We start from the raw sequence: 23,226 nt of genomic DNA, 5'->3' as shown, positions 1-23,226 counted from the left end.
AAAAGGTTTTTCGGACGGTGCAACCTTTCGGCAAAAGCCGTCGTCAGAGAGGTTGCAGGGGAGGAGAGGGTCTTCTGTGGTGGAGCCGGCGCTGATCAAGGCCGCGCAAGCGGGCGACCGGGACGCGCTCGTGTCGCTGCTCCGTGAAATCGAGCACCAAGTCTACCGTACGGCCTATTATTTGCTGAACCATGAACAGGACGCGCTGGACGCGGCGCAGGAAGCGCTCATCCGGATCTACACGAAAATCGGCTCCTATGAGGAGAAGGCCCAGTTTCGGACCTGGGTGCAGCGCATCGTGACGAACATCTGCATCGACAAGTTCCGCCGCAAACGCCCCTCCGTGTCGATCGACGAGCATGAGCTCGTGTTCGAAGCCAAGGAAGACGTGGAAGGCGAAGTGCTGTCGGCCTATGCCGCGGAGGAAATCCGGGAGGCGATCGGCAAGCTGCCGGAGCATCATCGGACGGTCGTCGTCTTGCGGTATTTGCAGGACTTTTCCTATAACGAAATCGCCGATTCGCTGGGCTTGCCCCTGAATACGGTGAAATCCTATTTATTCCGGGCCCGTCAGCAACTGCAGGTCTTGCTTCACGATTACCAGAAAGGGGGTGTCCGCGGATGAATTGCCAAGAGGGGATGGAGCTGATGCAGCGACACGTCGACGGAGACTTGAACGATGAGGAAACGTCGCGCCTGATGGATCACGTCGGACATTGCCCGGATTGCGCCGCCATGCTGGAACGGTTGGTCCGTTTGTCGCGGGGGCTGGAGCAGCTGCCGCGAGTGGTTCCGCCTTACAGTCTCGTGGACGCCATTCTGCCCCAACTGGAACAATGGGATACGACGAGCGGCGAAGGGGAAACGAGCGCGGCCGCGCCGTTGGAGCCGCGGAGCCGCCGGGCGGGGCGCGCCCGGAGGAGTTGGATCTATCGGGTGTCCGGCGTCGTGGTCGCCGGAGTCGTTGTCGGGCTGCTGCTCGTGAACGGCCCGTACGGACGGATGGGGGGCAGCCAGCAAGACGCGGCTTCGTCCGGAGCGGAGATGAAACGGCAAGCCGATGCCCCGATGGCCTCCATGGGCGTGCAGGACCAATACGGCGCGGCTTCGCCGGCTCCGGAGTCATCCGCTTCGACTTTCGGCATCATGGCCGATACTTCGGAAGGCGGAAAGGCGAAGGAAAAGTCGGCGGCTTCGGGGGAGGCGACGGACGGAGATGCTTCTTCCTCCGATGCCGGCGTCCAGGCGCCGAAAGCCCCGCCGGCCGGTTCCGGCGGTTCGGGAACGGAAGCCGGACCGGTAGAGGGATTGTCCATCCAGGGGACCGCGGACGCAACGAGCCGGGATGCCGCGAAAAATGGATCCGGTCAAGGTTCCGCGGACAACGGTCCCGTGCAAGGATTCACGGGCGGGGGCGGAGCCCAGGGTTTCGCTGGGAACGACCCCAGTCAAGACGACGCGGCGGACTCGGCGAACGCGCTTGACGCTTCCCAAATGTCAATCGCGGGCGAACAACCGGCAACGGAAGAGGCTTTGTCGCCGAATGGCGAATGGCGGGCCGCGATCACGGGCGGGAAGCTGCAAATTTACCGCCAGGGCGACGGGAAACTGGTCTACGACCAGACGCCCGACGAAGGAACGAGATCCGGCTTGTCCTGGAGCGACGACAGCACGACCGTGTATTATACGTTTTCGGATGCCGATGGAAATCAGACCGACATGGAGCTGATCATCGATCCTTCCGGTTTCCAAGAAATCCGGCGTTGACCGCTGTCACACATCGCATGCCGCCTGCGTATGCTGTACCGATGGTGTCGACGCCGTCCGAAGGACGTCGTCACGGTCGTTCGCGCACGGTACCATGGGCCGGCCGGCGAACGTTGATATAGATGTCCTGGGGCAAAGGGATCGCGACCTTCACAAGGCGTGGTCTCTTTGTTATTCTACATAACGATAGCGGCGAAGGAGGTGTCCGGATGGAATCCAGGCAAGCGTTCCGGGAAATCCGGGAAGGCAAAGTCCGCCCGTTCTATGTCATTTACGGCACGGAAACCTATATGATGAACGATTTCGCGGAACGACTGACGGAGCGGGTCGCGGAGCCGGAGCACCGCGACATGGCGATCGTACGGTTCGACACGGCGGAGACCCCGCTCGACGACATCCTGGACGAAGCGGAGACGCTCCCGTTCCTGGTGCCGCGCAAACTCGTGCTGGTCCGGGACAGCGTGCTGTTCGCCTCCGGCAAGGAGTCGTCCAAAATCGAGCACCGCCCCGAGCGGCTTGCGGCTTATTTGCAACAGCCCATGGATACGACGGTGCTGGTCTTTTCGGTCCCCCACGAGAAGCTCGACGAGCGCAAAAAACTGGTGAAAGCCGCCAAGTCCCAGGATGCCGCGGTTTCTTTCGCGCCTTTGTCCGCGGAGGAACTGCTGCAATGGGTCGTCAGGCGCGGCGAGAAGCAGGGGAGACGCTGGGCGCCGGATGCCGCGGAGGAACTGCTGCGGCGGGCGGGAACGGACATGTCGGTGCTCGCCGCCGAAACGGACAAGCTCTGCCTGCACGCCGGAGAAGGCGGCACCATTACGGCCGCTTCCGTGTCCGAACTGGTGCCCGCGGCGGCCGAACAGAACGTGTTCAAACTGACGGAAGAGTTGGCTTCGCTGCGCACGGAGAAAGTGCTGGCGCTGTATTACGATTTGCTTAAACAACGGGAGGAGCCGATCAAGCTGGTGTCGCTCCTCGTGCGCCAATTCCGCAATATGCTGTACGTCAAGGAACTCGGAGGCCAAGGCTATTCGCCGCAGCAAATGGCCGGACAGCTGGGGCTGCACCCATACGCGGTGAAAATCACCTCCGAACAGGCCCGCAAGTTTTCCGTGGACCGGTTGGCCAAGCTGTTGTCCGATTTGGCCGATCTGGACTACGCGATGAAAACCGGCCAAGTCGACAAAACGCTCGGCCTGGAGCTGTTCCTGCTCCGCACGGCTTCGGCAGGCGCTAGTTGACGGGATTCCCTGCCGCACACGCAAGATCGTAAGAGCCCTCCGGTTTGGAGGGCTCTTACGTCATGATGCGGTTGGCCGCATGGACGCGGAAATATAAGAAAGAGCCATCCGGCTGGCGGATGGCTCTTTCATACGGCTTTTCGCTTATCGTCAAGCGCGGGGCTCCTCAGCCTTGCGCGGACAGGGCGTTCAGCTTCTTGGCAAGGCGGGATTTTTTGCGAGCGGCGGCATTTTTGTGAATGAGGCCTTTCGTTACCGCTTTGTCCAATTTTTTCTGGGCCAGGACCAGCGCGTCTTTCGCCGCGTTCACGTCCGTGCCGGCGACGGCTTGGTCGGCTTGCTTAACGGCCGTGCGCAGGGCGGATTTCTGCGATGCGTTGCGCTGACGGCGTTGTTCGCTTGTTTTGGTCCGTTTGATGGCGGATTTGATGTTTGGCATGCTTTTCACCTCCTGCAAAAACAAGAGTATTTCTCCACACAACTTGTAACATTCTATCATGCAAGGGGGTAAAACGCAAGCTGAAAACCTCCGCAATACGGAATCGAAAGGGGTTCCCGCGACCGATGACCGAAGATTTGAACCTGTATAACGTTCGGACCGACCTGGCCCTGGAAGCCCACGAGCTCGCGGCGCTGGGCAGCGAGATCCCGGGCGTCAAGAAAGAAACGGATAACGCCGGCGGCATCCTGGTGACGAGGATGCACATCCAGAATGACGAAGGCGCGCGGAGAATCGGCAAAATGATGGGCAATTACGTCACGATCGAGGTGCCGGAGCTGCGCAAAGGGGATTCGGACCTGCTGGACGAAGTCGCGACCGTGTTCGCCCGGGAATTCGAGGCGTTTCTCGGCCGCGTCGGCGTCGGCCGCGACAGCAGCGTGCTCGTGGCCGGTCTCGGCAACTGGAACGTCACCCCCGACGCGCTCGGACCGCTCGTCGTCGAAAATATTTTGGTGACCCGCCATTATTTCGAATTGATGCCGGGAGACGTTTCTCCCGGGTACCGTCCGGTCAGCGCCGTCGCGCCTGGCGTCATGGGCACGACGGGGATCGAATCGAGCGACATCGTGGCCGGGATCGCGGAGAAATCCAAGCCGGACCTCATCATCGCGATCGACGCCTTGGCTTCCAAGTCCCTCGATCGGGTGAATACGACGGTGCAGATCGCCGACACGGGCATCCACCCCGGCTCCGGCATCGGCAACAAACGGCGCGGCTTGACCAAGGACATCCTGGGCGTCCCCGTCATCGCCATCGGCGTGCCGACGGTCGTCTACGCGTCCACGATCGTCAACAACACGTTCGACATGCTGTTCGAGCATATGAAGCAGCATACCCAGGCTACCGCTCCCCTTTTCGGGGTGCTTGGCAACTTGAAGGAGCAGGAACGCCTCCAGCTCGTCAAGGAAGTGCTTCAGCCGATCGGCCACGATCTGCTCGTCACGCCCAAGGAGATCGACAAGTTCATGGAGGACATGGCCAACGTGATCGCCAGCGGGCTGAACGCCGCTCTCCACGAAGCGATCGACACCCACAACGTCGAAGCGTACACGCACTGACCGTCCGGGTCCCGCCACTTACGCCGTTTCAGAGTGCCGGATTTGATGGGGTTGAGTTACTGGCGCGGATAAAGGAAGTCAGTCCCTTAATTCCAACTCAGTGGCGGGGCTGCATGGGGAGTTATGGAATAAAGTTACTAATCTCCGCTTCAGCTGCGGGGTTTCAACGGGAGTTATGTAAGAAAGTTACACATCTCCGCCTCGGTTGATGATTTCAGTGGGAGTTATGTAAGAAAGTTACACAATTCCGCCTCAGCTGGGAGTTTCAACGGGAGTTATGTAAAAAAGTTACACATCTCCGCCTCGGTTGATGATTTCAGCGGGAGTTATGTAAGAAAGTTACACAACTCTGCCTTAGTTTGAGATTTCAGCGGGAGTTATGTAAAAAAGTTACACAATTCCGCCTCAAATGGGGATTTAAGCGGGAGTTATGTAAGAAAGTTACACAATTCCGCCTCAATTGGGGATTTCAGCGGGAGTTGTGTAAGAAAGTTACACATCTCCGCACGTAACAGTGGAGCACCCAACTTTCAACCGCCGCGCGAGCTTCCGGCAGGAAGCAACCGGCGGTTTTTCGCCTCAATCGGCCTACGAATCTCCCACCCTATCAAACAATACTCTATTGAACTCCTCTAGCAGCACGTACGAGGCACGTTGCCGAAATGCGGGTGTCCAGAGGGCGCAGCGCCTCGGAATCCCCCTTCCGGGGACGGGGGAGTTAAGGGGTTGGCGAATGGTTGAAGGAGGACTTAGGTTTGCGAAAATAACGGATTGGCAAAAGGGCACTTAGGAGGTGTATGCATAGAAGAGTTTGCCGAAAGGGATACGAAGAAGTTAGCAATTGCAGGGTTAGCAAAATCAGTAGGTTAGCGAAAAGGGCGGTTGGCGAAAAGGTTGAAGTGGCACGTAGGATTTGGCGAAAGGGTCGAAGGAGGACTTAGGGTTAGCGAAAAGGGCGGTTGGCGAATCGGTTGAAGTGGTACGTAGGATTTGGCGAAAGGGTCGAAGGAGGAGGTAGGGTTAGCGAAAAGGGCGGTTGGCGAATCGGTTGAAGTGGTACGTAGGATTTGGCGAAAGGGTCGAAGGAGGACTTAGGGTTAGCGAAAAGGGCGGTTGGCGAAAAGGTTGAAGTGGTACGTAGGATTTGGCGAAAGGGTCGAAGGAGGACTTAGGGTTAGCGAAAAAGGCGGTTGGCAAAGAGGTTGAAGTGGCACGAAGGATTTGGCGAAATGGGTGAAGGAGGACTTAGGAGTTAGCGAAAAGGGCGGTTGGCGAAAAGGTTGAAGTGGTACGAAGGATTTGGCGAAAGGGTCGAAGGAGGACTTAGGGTTAGCGAAAAAGGCGGTTGGCAAAGAGGTTGAAGTGGCACGAAGGATTTGGCGAAATGGGTGAAGGAGGACTTAGGAGTTAGCGAAAAGGGCGGTTGGCGAAAAGGTTGAAGGTGCGCTTGGGGTTGGCGGAAGGGGCGAAGGGGCACTTAGGAGGTTTGCGAAGGTCTGGCGATTGGATTGACGGGGTGGGGATTGCCCTGCCCCTTCTATAAAACTTTCTCCCCGTTCTATTCTTCCAATCCTTCTCATAAGATTCATTACCTGTACATCAAAGAGATTCGATCCCGGCAAGGATCGGACAGGAGGATGAATCGAACCATGAAACGCCCTGACGTCCGGACGTACCGAGCGCCTCTTCGCCATCGATTCCGGAAAATTCTCTCTACCGGCCGCGCCTATCTCATCCTCAGCCTATGCTCGACCGTCGTGTTCGTCATGCTCGGCCTGGCGGGCATGCTGCAGAAGACGTACGCCGTTTCTCCCGTCCAATCGATGAAAGGCTTCGCCGCCGCGCTTTCCGGCCGCTTCTTCGAATCGCTGCTCGGCATGGAGCTGCCGCATATGTCGGCGGACCCCGGCACGTCGCCTTTTGAGGCGGGGCGAATGGCTTCCTTCCTGGTCCGATTCCTGACCGACCTCAATCCCGACGACCCGAAGAGCCTGCTGGCGCTGGAGATGCCGGGCATGAGCCCGGACCGTTCCATCCTGCTGCGTCCGGGTTTGGGAGGAGGGGACGAAGCGCCGGCGGACGAAGGGCCGACCGTCGTGGAAGAAGCGCTGCCTGAGCTGCCGACCACCAGCCCAACCGAGGATACGGCCGAGCCCAGCGCTTCGCCGGACGAAGCCGAGCCGTCCCCTTCGGCTCCCGGCCCTCAAGAACCCGCCGCGGAAGGCGACAAAGTCGTGTTCATCTATCACAGCCATAACCGGGAGTCCTGGCTGCCGGAGCTGAATACGGACACCGCGGACCCGAACGATTCCAAAATCAATATCACGCTGGTCGGCAAACGGCTGCAGCAGCAGCTGGAATCCCGCGGGATCGGGGCCGCCCATTCGTCCAAGGATTATCCGACGACGGTCAAGTCGTACAACTGGAACCGCTCGTACCAGTATTCCCTTCAAACCGTGCGTCAGGCGATGACCGACAACAAGCATCTCCGTTTTTTTTTCGATATCCACCGGGATTCCCAAAAACGCGGCAAAACGACGGCCACGATCGGCGGAGTCGACTACGCCCAAGTGTATTTCATCATCGGTCACAAAAATCCGAATTGGCAGAAGAACGAAGAGTTCGCGAGCCAAATCCAGGAACGGCTGGAGAAGAAATATCCCGGCTTGTCGCGGGGCATCTGGGGCAAAACCGCCGCGAACGGCAACGGCGAATACAACCAGTCCTTGGCGCCGGACAGCGTGCTGATCGAAATCGGCGGCGTGGACAATACGTTGGAAGAATGTTATCGGACCGCAGACGCGCTGGCGGAAGCGATCGCCGATCTGTACTGGGAAAACCAGGACGCCCAAAAAGTGAACGGAACCGTCGCAACGAAGCCTGACCGCGGAGCAGCGGGGACGAAGACGGGCGATTAAGTGATTAACAACGAAACGGAGGGGATGGAGCGTGCGGAGGGATACCATTCGGCTGCTGATGCTGGCCGGAGTCGTCGCGTTGGCGGTGTTGTACGGAATGGAATTGTCGTCGAAGGGAATTTCCCGGGTGTACGGACCCATGGAGGAACCGAACGTTTCCGGGCAGGCTACGGGCGGATCCGAACGGTCTTCCAATGCGCGTTCTTCCGAAAACGAGGAGGATTGGACGCTCCCGCCGCGCAAGACCGCGAGCGACGTCAAGACGGAACGGGACCTCGTGATTCCCCGCAACGACCGCCAGCCGCTCGTTGACCGCGTGTCGGCCGCGACGGCGGAAGCCCTGCACGGCATCTCCAGCGGGGGAATCCGCTTCGTCGTATCTTTGTTCGACAAAGTCACGGGCTCTTGAAAGCGCCCGTGACTGGATGTCGGATGATTTACTCACGCATATAGAGGGAGTAAAGCCTCAGGTTGTTTAGCAGCGGCGATGCGGACTTTCCTTCCTCCGCGTCGTCCAACGCCGCCTCGCCGCGGAAAACGATGTTCCCGCCTTCGGGATCCATGGCGGCAACCGCGGGGCGATCTTGCTCTTGCAGCAGCAAGTAGAGGCGGTTCGGGCCGGCAACGGACTGCGTGATCGATTCCGCTTGCAAATCTCGGGCACTCAGCGTCTTTTCGTAATGAAGCTTCATGTCCCCAAGTCCGTAACCCTGGATGACGGCGGACTCGGAAGACAACCGGATCCTCAGGACTTCCGCGCCGACTCGATATAAAGACTCTCGGGTCTGCTCGTTCAGCGGCTCTACGGGCAGCGTAACGACGTCGACAGTCCCCGTATCATATCGGTATACCACCAAGCGGCGCTCCACCTCGACTTGTCCGGCGGCGGACGCGCGTACGCCGTTTGCCGATTCCGTTTCGTCGATCTTCCGGACTTCCATCAAGGATGCATCCAGCACCAGATAACCGCTCGGAAGCGTCCAATCGTAGGACTGCACCTCTCTCAGAATGAGTTCTTGGCCATCCGCCGGTTGGAGTCCGGAGTCGACGGTTACGCTGCCGGTGATGCCGCCGTTTTCCGGATTCACGTCATAGATCCGGATTTCCGGGGTGCCGCGGGTACCGCCGGCCCGCAAGTTCTCGTAGTACATGGCGACTTTGAACGAATCCCCCGACCTCTGAACGTCAATGACGCCGTAGCCGTTAAAGGCGGCGTTCTCGGGAAGATCCGCCCGCAGCGAGCGGGTTCGTTTGGTCCGCTTGTCCAGAAAGTCGAACGCGAGGCCTCTCGTCGCATCGGCTTTGTCTGCTTGAAACCAAGGATCCGACTTTACGCGCACGAGCAGCTCGTCGTCTTGATAATCCGCCGTCCGGTCTTCCCGCATGAAATCCGGATATTGGCGAACCAGGCGATCGATCGGCGGGACGTTATGGATGAACTCTTCTTTCATCCGCCCGAAATAAGAGAGTTCGCCGTAATATCGGCTTCCGGAAGCCGAAACTTTCACCCTCTCGGAATAGGGGGCATCCGTATACCACCCCCAGAGCACGAGCGAGTCGGCTTCCTTGGCATCCCCCTCCGTCGCGACAAGCCGGAACTGGGGATTTCGTTCTCCGGCCGCCTGTACATAGTAAATACCGATAACCAGCACGATGAACGCCGCGAAAACGGCTGCAATCGCGTATTTTTTCATTTTCGCAGCCTCCTCACACCGTGATTTTCCGTTTCAGCAGCAGCCAGCTGAGGGCTACGGAAACCGCAAGCAGCAAGATTCCGATTCCGAACCGCAGCCAGAACAATTCGAGCGGATACAGCCGATCGCTGAAGCTCGGGGCAAGCATGGCCGTCCCGCAAGCCGCCGCGTACAGGATGGCGCCGAACAATCCTTTCAGCCGGAAGCTCCGCTCGATCAGCACGGAAGCGAAGACGACCGTGACGGACATCAGGCCGGTCCCGTAGGAAACGAGAAACCCCGGGAACGTCCCCGGTATAAGGATCTGGAACAACCGATGATTCCGAACGAAGGCGAAAATGCTCTCCGAAATTCCCAGTTCCGGGGGAATGATCTGGCGGAACATCCATAGATGCACGGGAAGGAGAACGATTTGGAACGCGACGAGCCCGAGGACGAACGCCATGATGGCCGTCAGCTTCGCCCAGAACAGGTTCAATCGTTCCGTCGGCAGCATCAGCAGCCGGTAGATGAACGTGTTTTTGCCCAACCAGTCCCGGTACCAAATGAAAAACACATAGAAGATCATGGCGGCCGCGCAAAGAACGACCGGTCCCGAAAACCAGGGCTCCGCGAAAGATACGAACGAATGGAATGTCTCCCCGCCCCTGAAAACTTCGCGATACTCTTGATACGTGCGGAAACCTCGCTCCGCCATTTGACGATGGACGCCGTTCATATAAGTCCGAAGATGATAGAAGAAGCCGCCGGCCTGCGAAACCAACGTCATCGCGAGCAACGCGGCGTACACTTTCCAGAACCGGTGCAGCTCGATCAGCGCCAGCTTTCCGTAACGGTTCACGACTGGTAAACCTCCCTCATGACGTCGATGACGGATTTCCCCTCGTTTTGCCGTACCTCTTCGCACCAGAACTCGCGCCTCACTTCCCCGCGGTCCAGCAGCACGGCTTTGTCGATCAGATGCTCGATTTCCCCGACTTCATGGGTGGTCAGAAGAACGCCCCGTTCCTCGATCAGGTCGCTCGTGAAGACGGAGGCGATTTGCTCGCGGCTGAACAAGTCGATGCCGGAGAACGGTTCGTCCATCAGCAAATAATCGGTGTCGAGCGACAGGCCGAGCAGCAGGTTCAGCTTGGCGGCGTTTCCTTTGGACAAGGAGGAGATACGGTCGGACGGATTCAGCCGGAAAAAGTCCAACAGCTCCGCGGCCCGTTTCGGGTTCCAGCTCCGGTAAAAATCGCCCATGAACCGCAGGCTGCCCGCCACGGTCATCGACGGCGGCAAGGTAAGCGTGTCCGGCACGAACGCGACATGCTCGTAGAGCCCTTTGCCGATCGGCGACCCGTCGATGCGGATGTCCCCGCCGCTTACCGGAGTGAGTCCCATGATCGCTTTCAGCAAGGTGGACTTGCCCGCGCCGTTGATGCCGATCAGGCAGGTGATCCGCCCTTTCTCCGCCGTAAACGAGAGGCCGCGCAAGACGGTTCTCCTCCCGTATTTCTTCGTCAAGTTGATCGCTTCGATCACGGTTGGCCCTCCTTTTCCCCGGCCATGGCGGTTTCGTATTTTCGCTTGACGATATCCAGGAGTTCATCGACCGGTACCCCGATTTGCCGTACGGATGCGATGAACGCATCGACCGACTCGGCGATCAGTTCTTCCCGGATGGCTCCCAGAATCCGTTCGTCGGACGTGACGCGGCTGGGGGAGTTTCCTTCGGTAACGATCAAGCCATGGTCCTCCATTTCTTTGTAGGCTTTTTGTGCGGTGTTCGGGTTGATGTTCATGAGCGCCGCGAGTTCCCTGCGGGAGGGAATCGTCTGTCCGGCCTTCAGCCGGCCAGTGGCGATGTCCACCTTGAAATGGCGGACGACCTGCAAGTAGACCGGGTCTCGGTTGTTGAAAACGGGCAGGCGGGCGTCGCCGGGTTCCATCATCGAAGAAGTTCACCTCCAGGCTGGTGTGTGTACTAAGTGGTTCATACACGATGAGTGTATTATGCGCATCATACAGAAGGTTGTCAACCCTCATTTTTCCAGAGGCGGAAATTTTGCGGGTTCGTCGCGTGCCGGCAACGGCACCTTGACTTTGCTCCCGGGGTTCGCATATGATGGAATCGACTCCAATTGCGGTAAAGTGAGAGTTTGACTCCGTCAAACTCCCGATTAAAGGGGAAATTTTGATGTATGCAGGCGTTCTGATCTGAACAATTCCATAGGACTTCGTTCAAGAGGAGACTGGCAGCCGCGCGTTCACGCGCCCGGTTTGATTTGCCGTTCTTGAAGGAAGTCGTGGAAGGGCCAGATTGGAACGGAAACGATACCTGCGAACGATACGTTCGAGCCAGGATGTCGGCCGTGCCCATTTCGGGTGCGGCTTTTTTGCATGCCAATACCCCTATACCCATGGAGGAATCCCCCTTGAGAATCCATTCCCTGAATAAATTGGAATACCGCCGCGTCGTGGAAACCGTGGCGGATTACACCGTAACGTACGCCGGCCGCCGACTGGCGGAAGAACTGCAGCCGATGACCGATCTTCGCGCGATCGAGCGGAGAATGCGGGAAACGGACGAAGCGCGGCATCTGCTGAGCCGGGGCGGCCATCCGCCGATCCCGTCCCTGGAGGGGATGGAGCACGTCATGGCGCTGCTCGGGACCGGTTACGTGCTGTCGGAAACCGAGCTGGGGCACGTGGCGCAGTTCGCGCGCAGCTCCGGTCAGCTGCGCCAGTACATGGCGTCCAAAACGGCCGAGGCGCCCGCGGTGGCGGGATACGCGTCTTCCTTGTACGACCTGTCCCGCTTGCGCCAGGAAATCGAGAACTGCGTCGACCGCGGCCGGATCCTGGACACCGCCAGCAACGAGCTGCACAAAATCCGCAAAAAAATCCGCACGGCCGACGAACGGCTGCAAAAGAAGCTGGAGGCGCTGATGTCCCGCCATGCGGACATTTTGCAGGAGAAGCTGGTCAGCCAGCGGAACGGCCGCTATGTGCTGCCGGTCAAGAAAGAGCTCCGCAAGCGGATTTCCGGCATCGTGCTGGACGAATCCGCGAGCGGGCAGACCGTGTTCGTGGAGCCTTCGGAGATCGCGGGCCTGCAAATGGAACTGACGGCGCTGCGGGCGGAGGAATCGCGGGAAGAGGTGCAGGTGCTTGCGGAGCTGACGGGTTTGGCGGAGTCGTACGCGCAGGAGCTTGCCGTGAACGTGGAGACGGCGGGACATTACGATTTCCTGTTCGCCAAAGCCCGCTGGGGAATCGCCCTCGGCGCGGCGGCCGTATCGATGAACGACGAAGGCGTCATCCGGCTGCGGCAAGCCCGGCATCCTTTTCTCGCCGGCCAACCGGTGCCGCTGGACCTGGAAGTCGGCGGATCGTTCCGCAGCTTGCTGATCACGGGTCCGAACACGGGCGGCAAAACCGTCTCGCTCAAGACGGTCGGCCTGCTCACGCTGATGGCCCAGTCGGGGCTGCTGGTTCCGGCCGGGGAAGGCAGCAGCCTGGCCGTGTTCCGATCGGTGGAAGCGGACATCGGGGACGACCAAAGCCTGGACGCTTCGCTCAGCACGTTCTCGGCCCACATGCGCAACGTCATCGATATTTTGGGCGCGGCGGGCCGGGGGACGCTCGTGCTGATGGACGAACTCGCGACCGGTACCGATCCGGGCGAAGGGGTCGGCTTGTCCATCGCCGTGTTGGAGGAGTTGTACCGGCGCGGCTGCGTGGTGCTGGCGACGACGCATTTCAACGAGATCAAGGAGTACGCCCGGGTAACCCCCGGGTTCCGCAATGCGCGCATGGCGTTCGACGAGGAGACGCTGCGGCCGCTTTATCGGCTGGACATGGGGGAGGCGGGCAACAGCTACGCCTTCGTGATCGCCTCGAAGCTGGGGATCAGCCCGGCGATCGTGGAGCGGGCGCGCGTGATCGCGGGCAGCCTTCGCCAAGGCGGTTCCGATAGGGAAACCGCGATTCCCGCGGCCGAGCTGGCATCCTCGTCTCCCGCCGGGAAGCCGAGCGGAGCGCGCCCGAGATCAAGTCCGGAGTCCCAGCCCCGGACGTTGCCGTCGTTCGAGATCGGGGACGCCGTGTACATTCCCCATTTGGGCCGCGTCGGCGTCGTTTACCGTCTGCCTGACGAGCGCGGCAACATGGTGGTGCAGATCCGGAAGGAGAAGCTGACGTTCAACCATAAACGGGTTCGGCCCTATATCGGGAGGGAGAAGCTGTACCCGGGCGAGGATTACGATATGGATATCGTGTTCGACACCGTGGAAAACCGCAAAAAACGCAAAACGATGGGCAAACGCCACGTGCCGGGCTTGACGATCGAGACGCCGGGCGAGGAATGAGGCGAGGCAGAGAGGCTGCGGATCGGGGGGACGGCCGGCAGGCCGGCGTTTTCACCCGATTGCCGCCTCCGGGTCCCCTTGTTATAATGAAGTGATACGTACATGCCGCAAGGGATCGCTTGGAGGTACACGAAACGATGGCAGACTTGCCCGTCCCACAGAGCCATATCCGCAATTTTTGCATTATTGCCCACATCGACCACGGGAAATCGACGCTGGCCGACCGCATATTGGAATATACCGGCGCCCTGTCCTCCCGCGAAATGCAGGAGCAGGTGCTCGACTCCATGGACCTGGAGCGGGAGCGCGGCATCACGATCAAGCTGCAGGCCGTCCGGCTGCAATACAAAGCCGACGACGGCGAGACGTACACGCTGCACCTGATCGACACGCCGGGGCACGTCGACTTCACCTACGAGGTGTCGCGCAGCCTCGCCGCCTGCGAAGGCGCGCTGCTCGTCGTGGACGCCGCGCAAGGGATCGAGGCGCAGACGCTCGCCAACGTCTACTTGGCGCTGGACAACGACCTGGAAATCCTGCCGGTTATCAACAAGATCGACCTGCCGAGCGCCGAGCCGGAGCGGGTGAAGCAGGAGGTCGAGGACGTCATCGGCCTCGACGCTTCCGACGCCGTACTCGCCTCCGCGAAGAACGGGATCGGCATCAAGGATATCCTGGAGCAGGCCGTCAAGAAAATCCCGTCTCCGCAAGGGGACCGGAACAAGCCGCTCAAAGCGCTCATTTTCGATTCGCATTACGACGCCTATAAAGGAGTCGTCTGTTATATCCGCGTCATCGACGGCACGATCAAACCCGGCTCCAAAATCAAGTTCATGGGAACCGGCGCCCAGTTCGACGTCGTCGAGGTCGGCACGTTCCGCCCGCGCGCGACTTCGGTCGACGAGCTCGGGCCGGGGGACGTCGGCTACGTCACCGCTTCGATCAAGAACGTGAAGGACACGCGGGTCGGCGACACGATCACCGACGCGAAGAATCCGACGGCCGAGCCGCTCCCGGGTTACCGCCGGATCAACCCGATGGTGTTCTGCGGCCTGTACCCGATCGAATCCACGGATTACAACGACCTGCGGGAAGCGCTCGAGAAGCTGGAGCTGAACGACGCCTCCCTGCGCTTCGAGCCCGAGACGTCCCAGGCGCTCGGCTTCGGATTCCGCTGCGGTTTCCTCGGCATGCTGCACATGGAGATCATCCAAGAGCGCATCGAGCGGGAGTTCAACATTCCGCTGATCACGACGGCGCCGAGCGTGGTGTACAAAGTCACGCTGACGAACGGGCAGACGCTGGACATCTCCAACCCGTCCGAGTATCCGGAGCAGGGCAAAATCGAGCAAGTCGAAGAGCCTTACGTCAAGGCTTCCGTCATCGTGCCGAACGACTACGTCGGGGCGATCATGGAGCTGTGCCAGGGCAAACGCGGCGAGTTCGTCGACATGCAATACCTGGACGCGAACCGCGTGACGCTGAAGTACGAAATCCCGCTGGCGGAGATCGTCTACGATTTCTTCGACCAGCTCAAGTCCAGCACGAAAGGCTATGCCTCGTTCGATTACGAGCTGTCCGGCTACCGGGCTTCCAATCTCGTGAAAATGGATATTTTGCTCAACGGCGAGAAGGTGGACGCGCTCTCCTTCATCGTGCACCGGGACCGCGCGTACCAGCGGGGACGGGTCATTTGCGAGAAGCTGAAGGACCTGATCCCGCGCCAAATGTTCGAGGTGCCGATCCAAGCCGCCGTCGGGCAGAAAATCATCAGCCGCGAGACGATCAAAGCGATGCGCAAGAACGTGCTCGCCAAATGCTACGGCGGCGACATCACGCGGAAACGCAAGCTGCTGGAGAAGCAAAAGGAAGGCAAGAAGCGCATGAAGCAAGTCGGCAGCGTGGAAGTGCCGCAGGAAGCGTTCATGGCGGTGCTGAAGCTGGACGACGATTAAGGTCTGCGCGACCATAGAAGACGGAAAAACGGGCCGAGGCCCGTTTTTCTCGCGAAGATCGGAAATTTGCTTGTTCGCTTCTGGATTTCATTCCGAAGGAAGTCGAACAGAAAGGAGGCGCCGCAATGTCGCACGAGACGCCGAACTTGGCGCGCGAGTTATCGAACATGACGCGCGAGGTGCCGGCCGGTACGGCCGTGCCGCCGCTTCATGCCTGGAAGCCGCGCGCGCTGTACATCCATATCCCGTTCTGCACGAACAAGTGCTTTTACTGCGATTTCAATTCCTACGTGGCCGAAGGGCAGCCGATCGACGCGTATCTGGACGCGTTGGAGCGGGAAATGGAACGGACGGTCGCGGCCATCCCGCCGGAACGCATCGAGACCGTGTTCGTGGGCGGCGGCACGCCGACCGTGCTGAACCCCGCGCAGATGGCGCGGTTTCTCGCTTCCGTGCGGCGGCATTTTCCGCTCGCGCCGGATGCGGAATATACGATGGAAGCCAATCCCGGCACGACGGATCCGGCCAAGCTGGACGCGATGCGCGAAGGCGGCGTGAACCGAATCAGCTTCGGCGCGCAGACGTTCGACAACGGGCTGCTCAAGACGATCGGCCGCATCCACGAGGCCGACGACGTCGTCCGCAGCGTCGCGAACGCGAAAGCGGCCGGGTTCGCGAACTTGTCCATCGACCTGATGTTCGGGCTCCCGAACCAGAAGCTCCATCACCTGCAGGACAGCGTGTCCCGGGCGCTGGAGTTGGATTTGCCCCATTATTCCCTCTATAGTCTCAAGGTGGAGGAGAACACGCTGTTCCACCGGCTGTACGAGCGCGGCGAACTGCCGTTGCCCGAAGAGGAAGAGGAAATCGCGATGTACGAGCATCTGATCGAACGGCTGACGGGCGCCGGATACGGCCACTACGAGATCAGCAATTTCGCCCGGCCCGGCCGCGAAAGCCGCCACAACACCGTCTATTGGCGCAACGAGCCGTATTACGGACTAGGCGCCGGCGCTCACGGCTACGCGCTGGGCCGGCGGCACATGAACATCAAAGGCGTGTTGCCGTATATCGGCGCGGCACAAGAACGCCTTCCCCGGCTGGAAACGCTGGAAGTTTCCCCTGAAGAGGCGAAAGAGGATTTCATGATGGTCGGACTCCGGCTGCTGAGCGGCGTTCGCGGCGCCGATTTCCGGAATCAGTTCGGGCCTGGAGAGAGGCTCGGGGAACGGTTCGAAGCGCCGCTCGCCCGCTTGACGGAGCAAAACTTGCTGGAGCGCACGCCGGACGGAGAAGGGTACCGGTTGACGCGGCAAGGCGTTATGCTGGGCAACGAAGTGTTCGGGGCTTTCCTGTCCTAGATCAGGAAATAGAGGGCGGCGACGGCTACGGAAACGTAAAACGCCACGTCCAGCCAGTTTTTACGGGGCAAATGGGTCTGTACGACCACGTAAACCGACCGCACGATGATGATGATCAAGGCGATTTTCAGCAGGAAGACAGGCATTGGGCACCCCTCCAAGCCAGGATGGTTCATCCTATGAAGCCCGAAAGCCGGAAATGCCTTGGCAAGCTTTGCCGGCCGCGGCCCGCCGTCTTTCCGGCACGAATGGCGTCCGCCCGGATAAAAGTTTGATTCTTCCTATTGAGGATCCATTCGATATGCTGTATATTTATACACATCCACTTTGAGGGACGCCGGAAAGAAGGGATTCCCGTGAACACGACGATTGCCTGCCGCAAAGCGCGGTCCGAGGATGTCGAAGCCTTATACGATTTGATCCAGGGATATGCAGAGAAGGGCATCATGCTGCCGCGTTCGCGGGAAGCCCTCAGCCGCCATATCGATTCTTTCATCGTCGCGGAGGAGAACGGCCGCCTGATCGGCTGCGGTTCGTTGTTCCGCCTGGGCGCAGACCTGGTCGAGATCCGTTCCTTGGGGATGGCGGACGGTTACAAGGGCATGGGGCTGGGCAGCCGGATGGTGGACGCTTTGCTGGAGGAAGCCCGCGGGATGAACGTTCCCAAAGTGATGGCTTTGACGTATGCCGTCGACTTTTTCAAGAAAAACGGCTTCGAAATCGTCGACAAGGAAATTTTCCCGGAGAAAGTATGGACGGATTGCGTCCATTGCGCCAAACAGCATTGCTGCGACGAAATCGCCATGCTGCGGGTTTTGGCCTAAGCGCCAAGGACCCCGCCCGACTGCTTAAACCGCGTGAAACCATGCCGAATCGCCCCGGTACGTCCTTGACATGACCGGTACGGTTTGGTATTTTTGTTATAGCCGTTAGCACTCTTTCGAGTCGAGTGCTAAATCGGGCGAAACATCTGCCCGTCAAGGAGGGAAGCCCTTATGCTAAGCGACCGTCAACGGATGATCCTGACGGCCATCGTGGACGATTACGTTCGTTCCGCCGAACCCGTCGGATCCCGCAGCATATCCAAACGGAGCGGCGTGACGTTCAGCCCGGCGACCATTCGCAACGAGATGGCGGATCTGGAAGAACTCGGTTTGCTGGAACAGCCCCATACTTCCGCGGGGAGGGTTCCTTCCAATAAAGGCTACCGATATTACGTCGACCACTTGATCACCCCCGGCGGCGTCAGCGAGGAGGATGTCCGGAAAGTCCGGGCTTTCTTCGCGGAGAAAATGCTGCTGTGGGAGGACGTGATCGGCCATGCGGCAACGATGCTGTCCCAGCTTACGCATTACACGTCCATCGTGCTGGGGCCGGAAATGTTCCAAACGACGCTGAAGCATTTCCAATTGGTGCCTCTGAACGAACAGTCGGCGGTGGCGATCATCGTGACCAGCACCGGCCACGTCGAGCACCGCACGATGCCGATTCCCGAAGGCATCGATGTCGCCGATTTGGGCAAAGTCGTCCATTTGCTGAACGACAAGCTCGCCGGCGTGCCTTTCCACCGGGTGAAATCGGTGCTGCACAGCGAAGTGGCCGAAGAACTCGCGCGCTACGTGGACCGCTGCCAGGAAATCCTGGAGGTGCTGGAAGACTCCCTCGCGGAGAAGAAGGATCCCCGCGTTTACTTAAGCGGGGCGGCGAACATGCTGACCCAGCCGGAATTCAAAGACGTGGACAAAGCCAAGCTGATTCTCGATACGCTGGAAGAAACGGCGGCCCTGTCGAAGCTCCTGCAGCCGGATTCCGGCGGCATTCAAGTGCGGATCGGCACGGAGAACGCGATGGAAGCGATCAATCAATGCAGTTTGATCACGGCGACGTTCTCGCTGGACGGCCAGAACTTGGGCACGCTCGGCATTTTGGGTCCGACGCGCATGGAATATGGAAAAGTGATCGGCCTGCTGGAATACTTGTCCAACGATCTGGCGGCGCTGATCGCCCGGAGGATCAAGTAACGGCGCATAGCGCCCGCAGGCGGGTGGCACGGTAAGGAGGCAAACGCCCGGATGGAATCGGCGGATACGAAGGAAACGAAGGAAACGAAGGAGCAGGAGAACATGCCAGAGGAACGGGAAGCGCGGGAAGCGGCGGCGGAAGCCGCCGCGGAGCAGCCGATCGCGGAAGGGCAGGCGTCCTCCGAAGAGGAGGGCGGGGAGGCCGGAGCGCCGGCCGAAGATCCCCGGATCGAGGAGCTGCGCAAGCAAGCGGAAGAGAACCACAATCGCTTCCTGAGGGCGCAGGCGGATTTCGACAACTACCGCCGACGGACGCAGAAAGAGAAGGAGGAGCTGGCGCAGTACGCGTCGCTCAAGCTGGTCGGCCAGCTGCTGCCGGTGCTCGACAACTTCGAAAGGGCGATGTCGACAAGCGGCGAGAGCCAAGGCAGTGACTCCTTCGTGAAAGGAATCGACATGATTTTCCGCCAGCTGTCGCAGGTGCTGGAAGCGGAAGGGCTTCGCAAAATGGAGCCCGTAGGCTCTCCGTTCGATCCCGAGCTGCACCAGGCGATCATGCAGGTGGAAAGCGAAGAATACGAGGAAGGCATCGTGGCCGAAGTGGTGCAGAACGGCTACTGGCTGAAGGATAAAGTGCTGCGGCCGGCCATGGTGAAAGTCAGCGGGTAAGTTCGATACAGTTTCGATAGGGAGGACTTCATAATGAGCAAAGTAATCGGCATCGACCTCGGCACGACCAACTCCTGCGTCGCGGTCATGGAGGGCGGCGAAGCCGTCGTCATCCCGAACGCGGAAGGCAACCGCACGACGCCTTCGGTCGTCGGCTTCAAGAAGGACGGGGAGCGGATCGTGGGGGAAACCGCGAAACGCCAAGCGATCACGAATCCGGACCGCACCGTGATTTCGATCAAGCGCCACATGGGGACGAGCCATAAAGTCTCCATCGACGGCAAGGATTACACGCCGCAGGAAATTTCGGCGATGATTCTGCAGAAGCTGAAAGCCGATGCGGAAGCGTACTTAGGGCAAACGGTCACCCAGGCCGTCATTACCGTGCCGGCGTATTTCAACGACAGCCAGCGCCAGGCGACCAAAGACGCGGGCGCCATTGCCGGTCTGGAAGTGCTGCGGATCGTCAACGAGCCGACGGCGGCTGCGTTGGCCTACGGCCTGGAAAAAAGCGAAGACCATACGATTCTCGTGTTCGACTTGGGCGGCGGCACGTTCGACGTCAGCATCCTGGAGCTGGGCGACGGCTTCTTCGAAGTCAAGGCGACCAGCGGCGATAATCATCTGGGCGGCGACGACTTCGATCAGGCGATCATGGACTGGCTCTCGGCCGAATTCAAGAAAGAGCACGGCGTGGACCTGCTGAAAGACAAAGCGGCCGTCCAACGTCTGAAGGACGCGGCCGAGAAAGCGAAGAAAGAGCTGTCCGGCACGTTGTCCACGACGATTTCGCTGCCGTTCATCACGGTCGTCGACGGCGTTCCGCAGCACTTGGAAGTGAACCTGTCCCGCGCCAAATTCGACGACCTGACCTCCGGACTCGTGGAACGCACGATGGGTCCGACGCGCCAAGCGCTGTCCGACGCCGGCCTGAGCCCTTCGGACATCGACAAGGTCGTGCTCGTCGGCGGATCCACCCGGATTCCGGCCGTCGTCGAAGCGATCAAACGCCTCATCGGCAAAGAGCCGCATAAAGGGGTCAACCCCGACGAAGTCGTCGCGCTCGGCGCGGCCGTGCAAGCGGGCGTGCTGACGGGCGACGTCAAGGACGTCGTGCTGCTCGACGTCACTCCGCTGTCGCTCGGCATCGAGACGGCGGGCGGCGTCATGACGAAAATGATCGACCGCAACACGACGATCCCGACGAGCAAATCCCAAGTGTTCTCCACGTTCGCGGACAACCAGACGCAGGTGGAAATCCACGTGCTGCAAGGCGAGCGCGCGATGGCCCGCGACAACAAGACGCTGGGCAAATTCATCCTGAGCGACATCCCGCCGGCTCCGCGCGGCGTGCCGCAGATCGAAGTCACGTTCGATATCGACGCCAACGGGATCGTGAACGTGTCCGCGCTCGATAAAGGTACGGGCAAAAGCCAGAAAATCACGATAACCTCTTCCAGCGGCCTGAGCAAGGAAGAAATCGAGCGGATGCAGAAGGAAGCCGAGCTGCACGCCGAGGAAGACAGCAAACGGCGCGAGCTGGTCGAAGCCCGCAACAGCGCCGACCAATTGGTATATACCGTAGAGAAGACGATCAAGGATCTCGGCGACAAAGTCGACGCGGGCGAGATCAAGAAAGCCGAAGACGCCAAGGAGAAAGTCAAGAAGGCGCTCGAAGGCGACAACTTGGACGAAATCCGGTCCGCGACCGAAGAGCTGACGCAGATCGTGCAGCAGCTGTCCGTCAAGCTGTACGAGCAAGCTTCCCAGGCGCAGCAAGCGGGCGGCGCCGCGGGAGCGGAAGCTTCCGGCCCCTCCGGTTCGGCGAACAAGGACAACGTCGTGGACGCCGACTACGAAGTCGTGGACGAAGACAAGAAGTAAGCCGGTTTCGGATGGAACCTGAAAGTCAAAGCTTTTCCCGAGCCGAGCGCGGCTGCGGGCAAAGGCTTTGACTTTCCTCATGAGGAGGTGGAGAAGTGGCCGACAAGAAAGACTACTACGAAGTGCTTGGCGTTGGCCGGGGAGCCTCCGCGGATGATATCAAGAAAGCGTACCGGAAGCTGGCGCGCGAGTACCATCCCGACGTCAACAAAGCGCCGGATGCCGAAGCCAAGTTCAAGGAAGTCAAAGAAGCCTACGACGTGCTGAGCGACGATCAGCGCCGGGCCCGGTACGACCAGTTCGGCCACGAGGATCCGACGGCCGGCTTCGGCGGGGGCGGCGGATTCAGCGGGGACATGGGCGGTTTCGGCGACATTTTCGACATGTTCTTCGGCGGCGGCGGACGCCGGGACCCGAACGCGCCCCAGCGGGGCAACGACCTGCAGTATACGATGACGATCGAGTTCAAAGAAGCGGTGTTCGGCAAAGAAACGGACATCACGATTCCCCGGACCGAATCGTGCGACACGTGCCACGGAAGCGGAGCCAAACCCGGCTCCCGCCCGGAGACGTGTTCCGTCTGCCGCGGAACCGGCCAGCAGGAAGTGGCCCAGAACACGCCGTTCGGCCGGATCGTCAACCGCCGGACGTGTACCTCGTGCGGAGGCCGCGGCAAAATCATCCGCGACCGCTGTCCGACCTGTTCCGGCAGCGGCCAAGTGCGTAAGCAGCGCAAAATCCACGTCAAAATCCCGGCCGGCGTAGACGACGGCTCCCAGCTCCGCATGACCGGGGAAGGCGAGGGCGGCCAACGCGGCGGTCCGCCGGGGGATCTGTACATCGTGCTTCGCGTCAAAGAGCATGAGTTCTTCCAGCGCGAAGGGGACGATATCTATTGCGAGGTTCCGCTCACATTCGCCCAAGCGGCGCTCGGCGACGAGCTCGAGGTGCCGACCTTGACGGAGAAAGTGAAGCTGAAAATCCCGGCCGGCACGCAGACCGGCACGTATTTCCGGCTCAAAGGCAAAGGCGTTCCGAAGCTTCGCGGCTACGGACAGGGCGACCAGCACGTCAAAGTCACCGTCGTAACGCCGACCAATCTGAGCGAATCGCAAAAAGAACTGATGCGCGAATTCGCCGCGAACGGCGGGGAGTATACGAATGAGCAGCATCAGAACATTTTCGAGCGGATGAAACGGGCCATTTTGGGCGACTGACCGCCGGCCGTAAGCTGGATATCCCCCGAACCGTCCTCGGAAACCATCCCGGTTTTCGGGGGCGGTTTTTGTTTAACATGTCAGCAGAATTTATAACTTTTCGGGGTGAAGCTCAGGTTCCATCCTTTTCGTTTTTTCCGGTATATTGAACATATGGAATCCAACATTCTCAAACGCATTTTTTTCGATGAACATGGACATTGGGACAAGTTTGTCCGGAAGTATGAAGGCAGGATCCGAGCGTATGTCCTGAAAGAAGTTGCCAAGTTCCGTGATTGCGGGAATCCAAAGAATGGTTTTAAGCTGCTGGTGTGCGAAGGGTGCCACGATCTGCGGCTTGTACTGTATCGTTGCAAAGGAAGGTTTTGCACGACCTGTTCCTGCGGTGAGGCGGAAGAGCGGAGCAGGCATTTGGAGGAAGATGTGTTCCAGGTCAACCATCATGACGATCGGGAGATTCGGAAATTATCTATTTTACCGGCGGTTGAACCCTTTCTTAACTGGCCGTTGAACCCTATGTTTAGAGTGGAATTAAGAAACTTTCTTTCTTAACTGGCCGTTAAACCCCGTGTTAGAGAGGAATT

Annotated in this window: 20 protein-coding genes and 1 pseudogene; 15 read left to right on the top strand and 6 right to left on the bottom strand. The window is 59.6% G+C overall.

What is annotated here, in order from left to right:
* Window positions 1-76 precede the first annotated feature (76 nt).
* The 3 genes from PTZ19_RS17180 (at window position 77) to holA (ending at window position 3,008) form a co-directional block, all read left to right on the top strand.
* Complete coding sequence (locus tag PTZ19_RS17180; RefSeq protein ID WP_276356313.1) at window positions 77-625, top strand: RNA polymerase sigma factor; 549 nt, start codon at window positions 77-79, stop codon at window positions 623-625.
* A complete protein-coding gene (locus tag PTZ19_RS17175) occupies window positions 622-1,767 on the top strand; it encodes an anti-sigma factor family protein (RefSeq protein WP_276356312.1) in 1,146 nt (381 codons plus the stop codon). Before PTZ19_RS17180 ends, PTZ19_RS17175 begins: the two co-directional genes overlap by 4 nt.
* A 209-nt stretch (window positions 1,768-1,976) precedes the next feature.
* Window positions 1,977-3,008, top strand: coding sequence for a DNA polymerase III subunit delta (gene holA / locus PTZ19_RS17170; RefSeq protein ID WP_276356311.1), 1,032 nt, complete (start codon window positions 1,977-1,979; stop codon window positions 3,006-3,008).
* Window positions 3,009-3,174: 166 nt separating this feature from the next.
* On the opposite strand, the gene rpsT is transcribed toward holA, so the two are convergent.
* Window positions 3,175-3,447: a 30S ribosomal protein S20 gene (gene rpsT, locus PTZ19_RS17165; protein ID WP_276356310.1), complete on the bottom strand. Its 273-nt coding sequence runs from the start codon at window positions 3,445-3,447 to the stop codon at window positions 3,175-3,177.
* A gap of 125 nt (window positions 3,448-3,572) precedes the next feature.
* Here rpsT and gpr point away from each other — a divergent pair, with 125 nt between their 5' ends.
* From gpr to PTZ19_RS17150, 3 genes are all read left to right on the top strand, one after another.
* On the top strand, window positions 3,573-4,568 hold the full coding sequence (gene gpr / locus PTZ19_RS17160) for a GPR endopeptidase (protein ID WP_276356309.1): 996 nt from the start codon (window positions 3,573-3,575) through the stop codon (window positions 4,566-4,568).
* Between the two features lie 1,649 nt (window positions 4,569-6,217).
* On the top strand, window positions 6,218-7,486 hold the full coding sequence (locus PTZ19_RS17155) for a stage II sporulation protein P (protein ID WP_276356308.1): 1,269 nt from the start codon (window positions 6,218-6,220) through the stop codon (window positions 7,484-7,486).
* A 31-nt stretch (window positions 7,487-7,517) separates the two neighbouring features.
* Window positions 7,518-7,895, top strand: a complete 378-nt coding sequence (locus PTZ19_RS17150; protein WP_276356307.1) for a hypothetical protein — start codon at window positions 7,518-7,520, stop codon at window positions 7,893-7,895.
* Between the two features lie 28 nt (window positions 7,896-7,923).
* Here PTZ19_RS17150 and PTZ19_RS17145 read toward each other — a convergent pair whose 3' ends face one another.
* The 4 genes from PTZ19_RS17145 to PTZ19_RS17130 are packed head-to-tail and all read right to left on the bottom strand — an operon-like array spanning window position 7,924 to window position 11,117.
* Entirely contained in the window at window positions 7,924-9,180 is a 1,257-nt protein-coding gene (locus PTZ19_RS17145; protein ID WP_276356306.1) for a hypothetical protein, read from the bottom strand.
* Window positions 9,181-9,193: 13 nt separating this feature from the next.
* Window positions 9,194-10,021: a hypothetical protein gene (locus tag PTZ19_RS17140; protein ID WP_276356305.1), complete on the bottom strand. Its 828-nt coding sequence runs from the start codon at window positions 10,019-10,021 to the stop codon at window positions 9,194-9,196.
* Window positions 10,018-10,707, bottom strand: coding sequence for an ABC transporter ATP-binding protein (locus PTZ19_RS17135; protein WP_276356304.1), 690 nt, complete (start codon window positions 10,705-10,707; stop codon window positions 10,018-10,020). Before PTZ19_RS17135 ends, PTZ19_RS17140 begins: the two co-directional genes overlap by 4 nt.
* Window positions 10,704-11,117 carry a GntR family transcriptional regulator gene (locus PTZ19_RS17130; protein WP_276356303.1) on the bottom strand — a complete coding sequence of 138 codons (414 nt, stop codon included), beginning with the start codon at window positions 11,115-11,117 and terminating at the stop codon, window positions 10,704-10,706. The genes PTZ19_RS17135 and PTZ19_RS17130 overlap by 4 nt, the downstream gene beginning before the upstream one ends.
* A gap of 483 nt (window positions 11,118-11,600) precedes the next feature.
* Here PTZ19_RS17130 and PTZ19_RS17125 point away from each other — a divergent pair, with 483 nt between their 5' ends.
* The 3 genes from PTZ19_RS17125 (at window position 11,601) to hemW (ending at window position 16,851) form a co-directional block, all read left to right on the top strand.
* Window positions 11,601-13,535 (top strand): endonuclease MutS2, encoded by a 1,935-nt coding sequence (locus PTZ19_RS17125; RefSeq protein WP_276356302.1) that lies wholly within the window; start codon window positions 11,601-11,603, stop codon window positions 13,533-13,535.
* A gap of 137 nt (window positions 13,536-13,672) precedes the next feature.
* The gene (gene lepA / locus PTZ19_RS17120) at window positions 13,673-15,490 is read left to right on the top strand and encodes a translation elongation factor 4 (RefSeq protein WP_276356301.1); all 1,818 of its coding nucleotides are present in this window, start codon (window positions 13,673-13,675) and stop codon (window positions 15,488-15,490) included.
* A gap of 167 nt (window positions 15,491-15,657) precedes the next feature.
* Window positions 15,658-16,851 (top strand): radical SAM family heme chaperone HemW, encoded by a 1,194-nt coding sequence (hemW, locus tag PTZ19_RS17115; protein ID WP_276356421.1) that lies wholly within the window; start codon window positions 15,658-15,660, stop codon window positions 16,849-16,851.
* On the opposite strand, the gene PTZ19_RS17110 is transcribed toward hemW, so the two are convergent.
* The gene (locus tag PTZ19_RS17110; RefSeq protein WP_276356300.1) at window positions 16,848-16,997 is read right to left on the bottom strand and encodes a hypothetical protein; all 150 of its coding nucleotides are present in this window, start codon (window positions 16,995-16,997) and stop codon (window positions 16,848-16,850) included. The genes hemW and PTZ19_RS17110 overlap by 4 nt on opposite strands.
* A 210-nt stretch (window positions 16,998-17,207) precedes the next feature.
* Between PTZ19_RS17110 and PTZ19_RS17105 the strand changes: the two genes are divergently transcribed.
* The 6 genes and pseudogenes from PTZ19_RS17105 to PTZ19_RS17080 all read left to right on the top strand — a co-directional run.
* Window positions 17,208-17,675, top strand: coding sequence for an N-acetyltransferase (locus tag PTZ19_RS17105; protein WP_276356299.1), 468 nt, complete (start codon window positions 17,208-17,210; stop codon window positions 17,673-17,675).
* A 171-nt stretch (window positions 17,676-17,846) separates the two neighbouring features.
* Complete coding sequence (hrcA, locus tag PTZ19_RS17100) at window positions 17,847-18,872, top strand: heat-inducible transcriptional repressor HrcA (RefSeq protein WP_276356298.1); 1,026 nt, start codon at window positions 17,847-17,849, stop codon at window positions 18,870-18,872.
* Between the two features lie 51 nt (window positions 18,873-18,923).
* Entirely contained in the window at window positions 18,924-19,541 is a 618-nt protein-coding gene (gene grpE, locus PTZ19_RS17095) for a nucleotide exchange factor GrpE (protein ID WP_276356297.1), read from the top strand.
* 33 nt (window positions 19,542-19,574) lie between these two features.
* The gene (gene dnaK, locus PTZ19_RS17090) at window positions 19,575-21,425 is read left to right on the top strand and encodes a molecular chaperone DnaK (protein WP_276356296.1); all 1,851 of its coding nucleotides are present in this window, start codon (window positions 19,575-19,577) and stop codon (window positions 21,423-21,425) included.
* Window positions 21,426-21,520: 95 nt separating this feature from the next.
* Window positions 21,521-22,642: a molecular chaperone DnaJ gene (dnaJ, locus tag PTZ19_RS17085; protein WP_276356295.1), complete on the top strand. Its 1,122-nt coding sequence runs from the start codon at window positions 21,521-21,523 to the stop codon at window positions 22,640-22,642.
* 153 nt (window positions 22,643-22,795) lie between these two features.
* A pseudogene (locus PTZ19_RS17080) lies at window positions 22,796-23,083 on the top strand (transposase zinc-binding domain-containing protein); the annotation flags it as partial.
* Window positions 23,084-23,226 lie beyond the last annotated feature (143 nt).

The organism is Cohnella caldifontis (genome assembly GCF_029360585.1).
Classification (GTDB): Bacteria; Bacillota; Bacilli; order Paenibacillales; family Paenibacillaceae; genus Cohnella; species Cohnella caldifontis.
Note: the sequence above shows the minus strand (reverse complement) of the source record. Positions and strands in the feature narration are given on the sequence as shown.

Coding starts and splice junctions, on each gene's coding strand:
- PTZ19_RS17175 (WP_276356312.1), top strand. CDS start 622: ATGAATTGCCAAGAGGGGATGGAGCTGATGCAGCGACACGTCGACGGA.
- holA (WP_276356311.1), top strand. CDS start 1,977: ATGGAATCCAGGCAAGCGTTCCGGGAAATCCGGGAAGGCAAAGTCCGC.
- rpsT (WP_276356310.1), bottom strand. CDS start 3,447: ATGCCAAACATCAAATCCGCCATCAAACGGACCAAAACAAGCGAACAA.
- gpr (WP_276356309.1), top strand. CDS start 3,573: ATGACCGAAGATTTGAACCTGTATAACGTTCGGACCGACCTGGCCCTG.
- PTZ19_RS17155 (WP_276356308.1), top strand. CDS start 6,218: ATGAAACGCCCTGACGTCCGGACGTACCGAGCGCCTCTTCGCCATCGA.
- PTZ19_RS17145 (WP_276356306.1), bottom strand. CDS start 9,180: ATGAAAAAATACGCGATTGCAGCCGTTTTCGCGGCGTTCATCGTGCTG.
- PTZ19_RS17130 (WP_276356303.1), bottom strand. CDS start 11,117: ATGATGGAACCCGGCGACGCCCGCCTGCCCGTTTTCAACAACCGAGAC.
- lepA (WP_276356301.1), top strand. CDS start 13,673: ATGGCAGACTTGCCCGTCCCACAGAGCCATATCCGCAATTTTTGCATT.
- hemW (WP_276356421.1), top strand. CDS start 15,658: ATGACGCGCGAGGTGCCGGCCGGTACGGCCGTGCCGCCGCTTCATGCC.
- PTZ19_RS17110 (WP_276356300.1), bottom strand. CDS start 16,997: ATGCCTGTCTTCCTGCTGAAAATCGCCTTGATCATCATCATCGTGCGG.
- hrcA (WP_276356298.1), top strand. CDS start 17,847: ATGCTAAGCGACCGTCAACGGATGATCCTGACGGCCATCGTGGACGAT.
- grpE (WP_276356297.1), top strand. CDS start 18,924: ATGGAATCGGCGGATACGAAGGAAACGAAGGAAACGAAGGAGCAGGAG.
- dnaK (WP_276356296.1), top strand. CDS start 19,575: ATGAGCAAAGTAATCGGCATCGACCTCGGCACGACCAACTCCTGCGTC.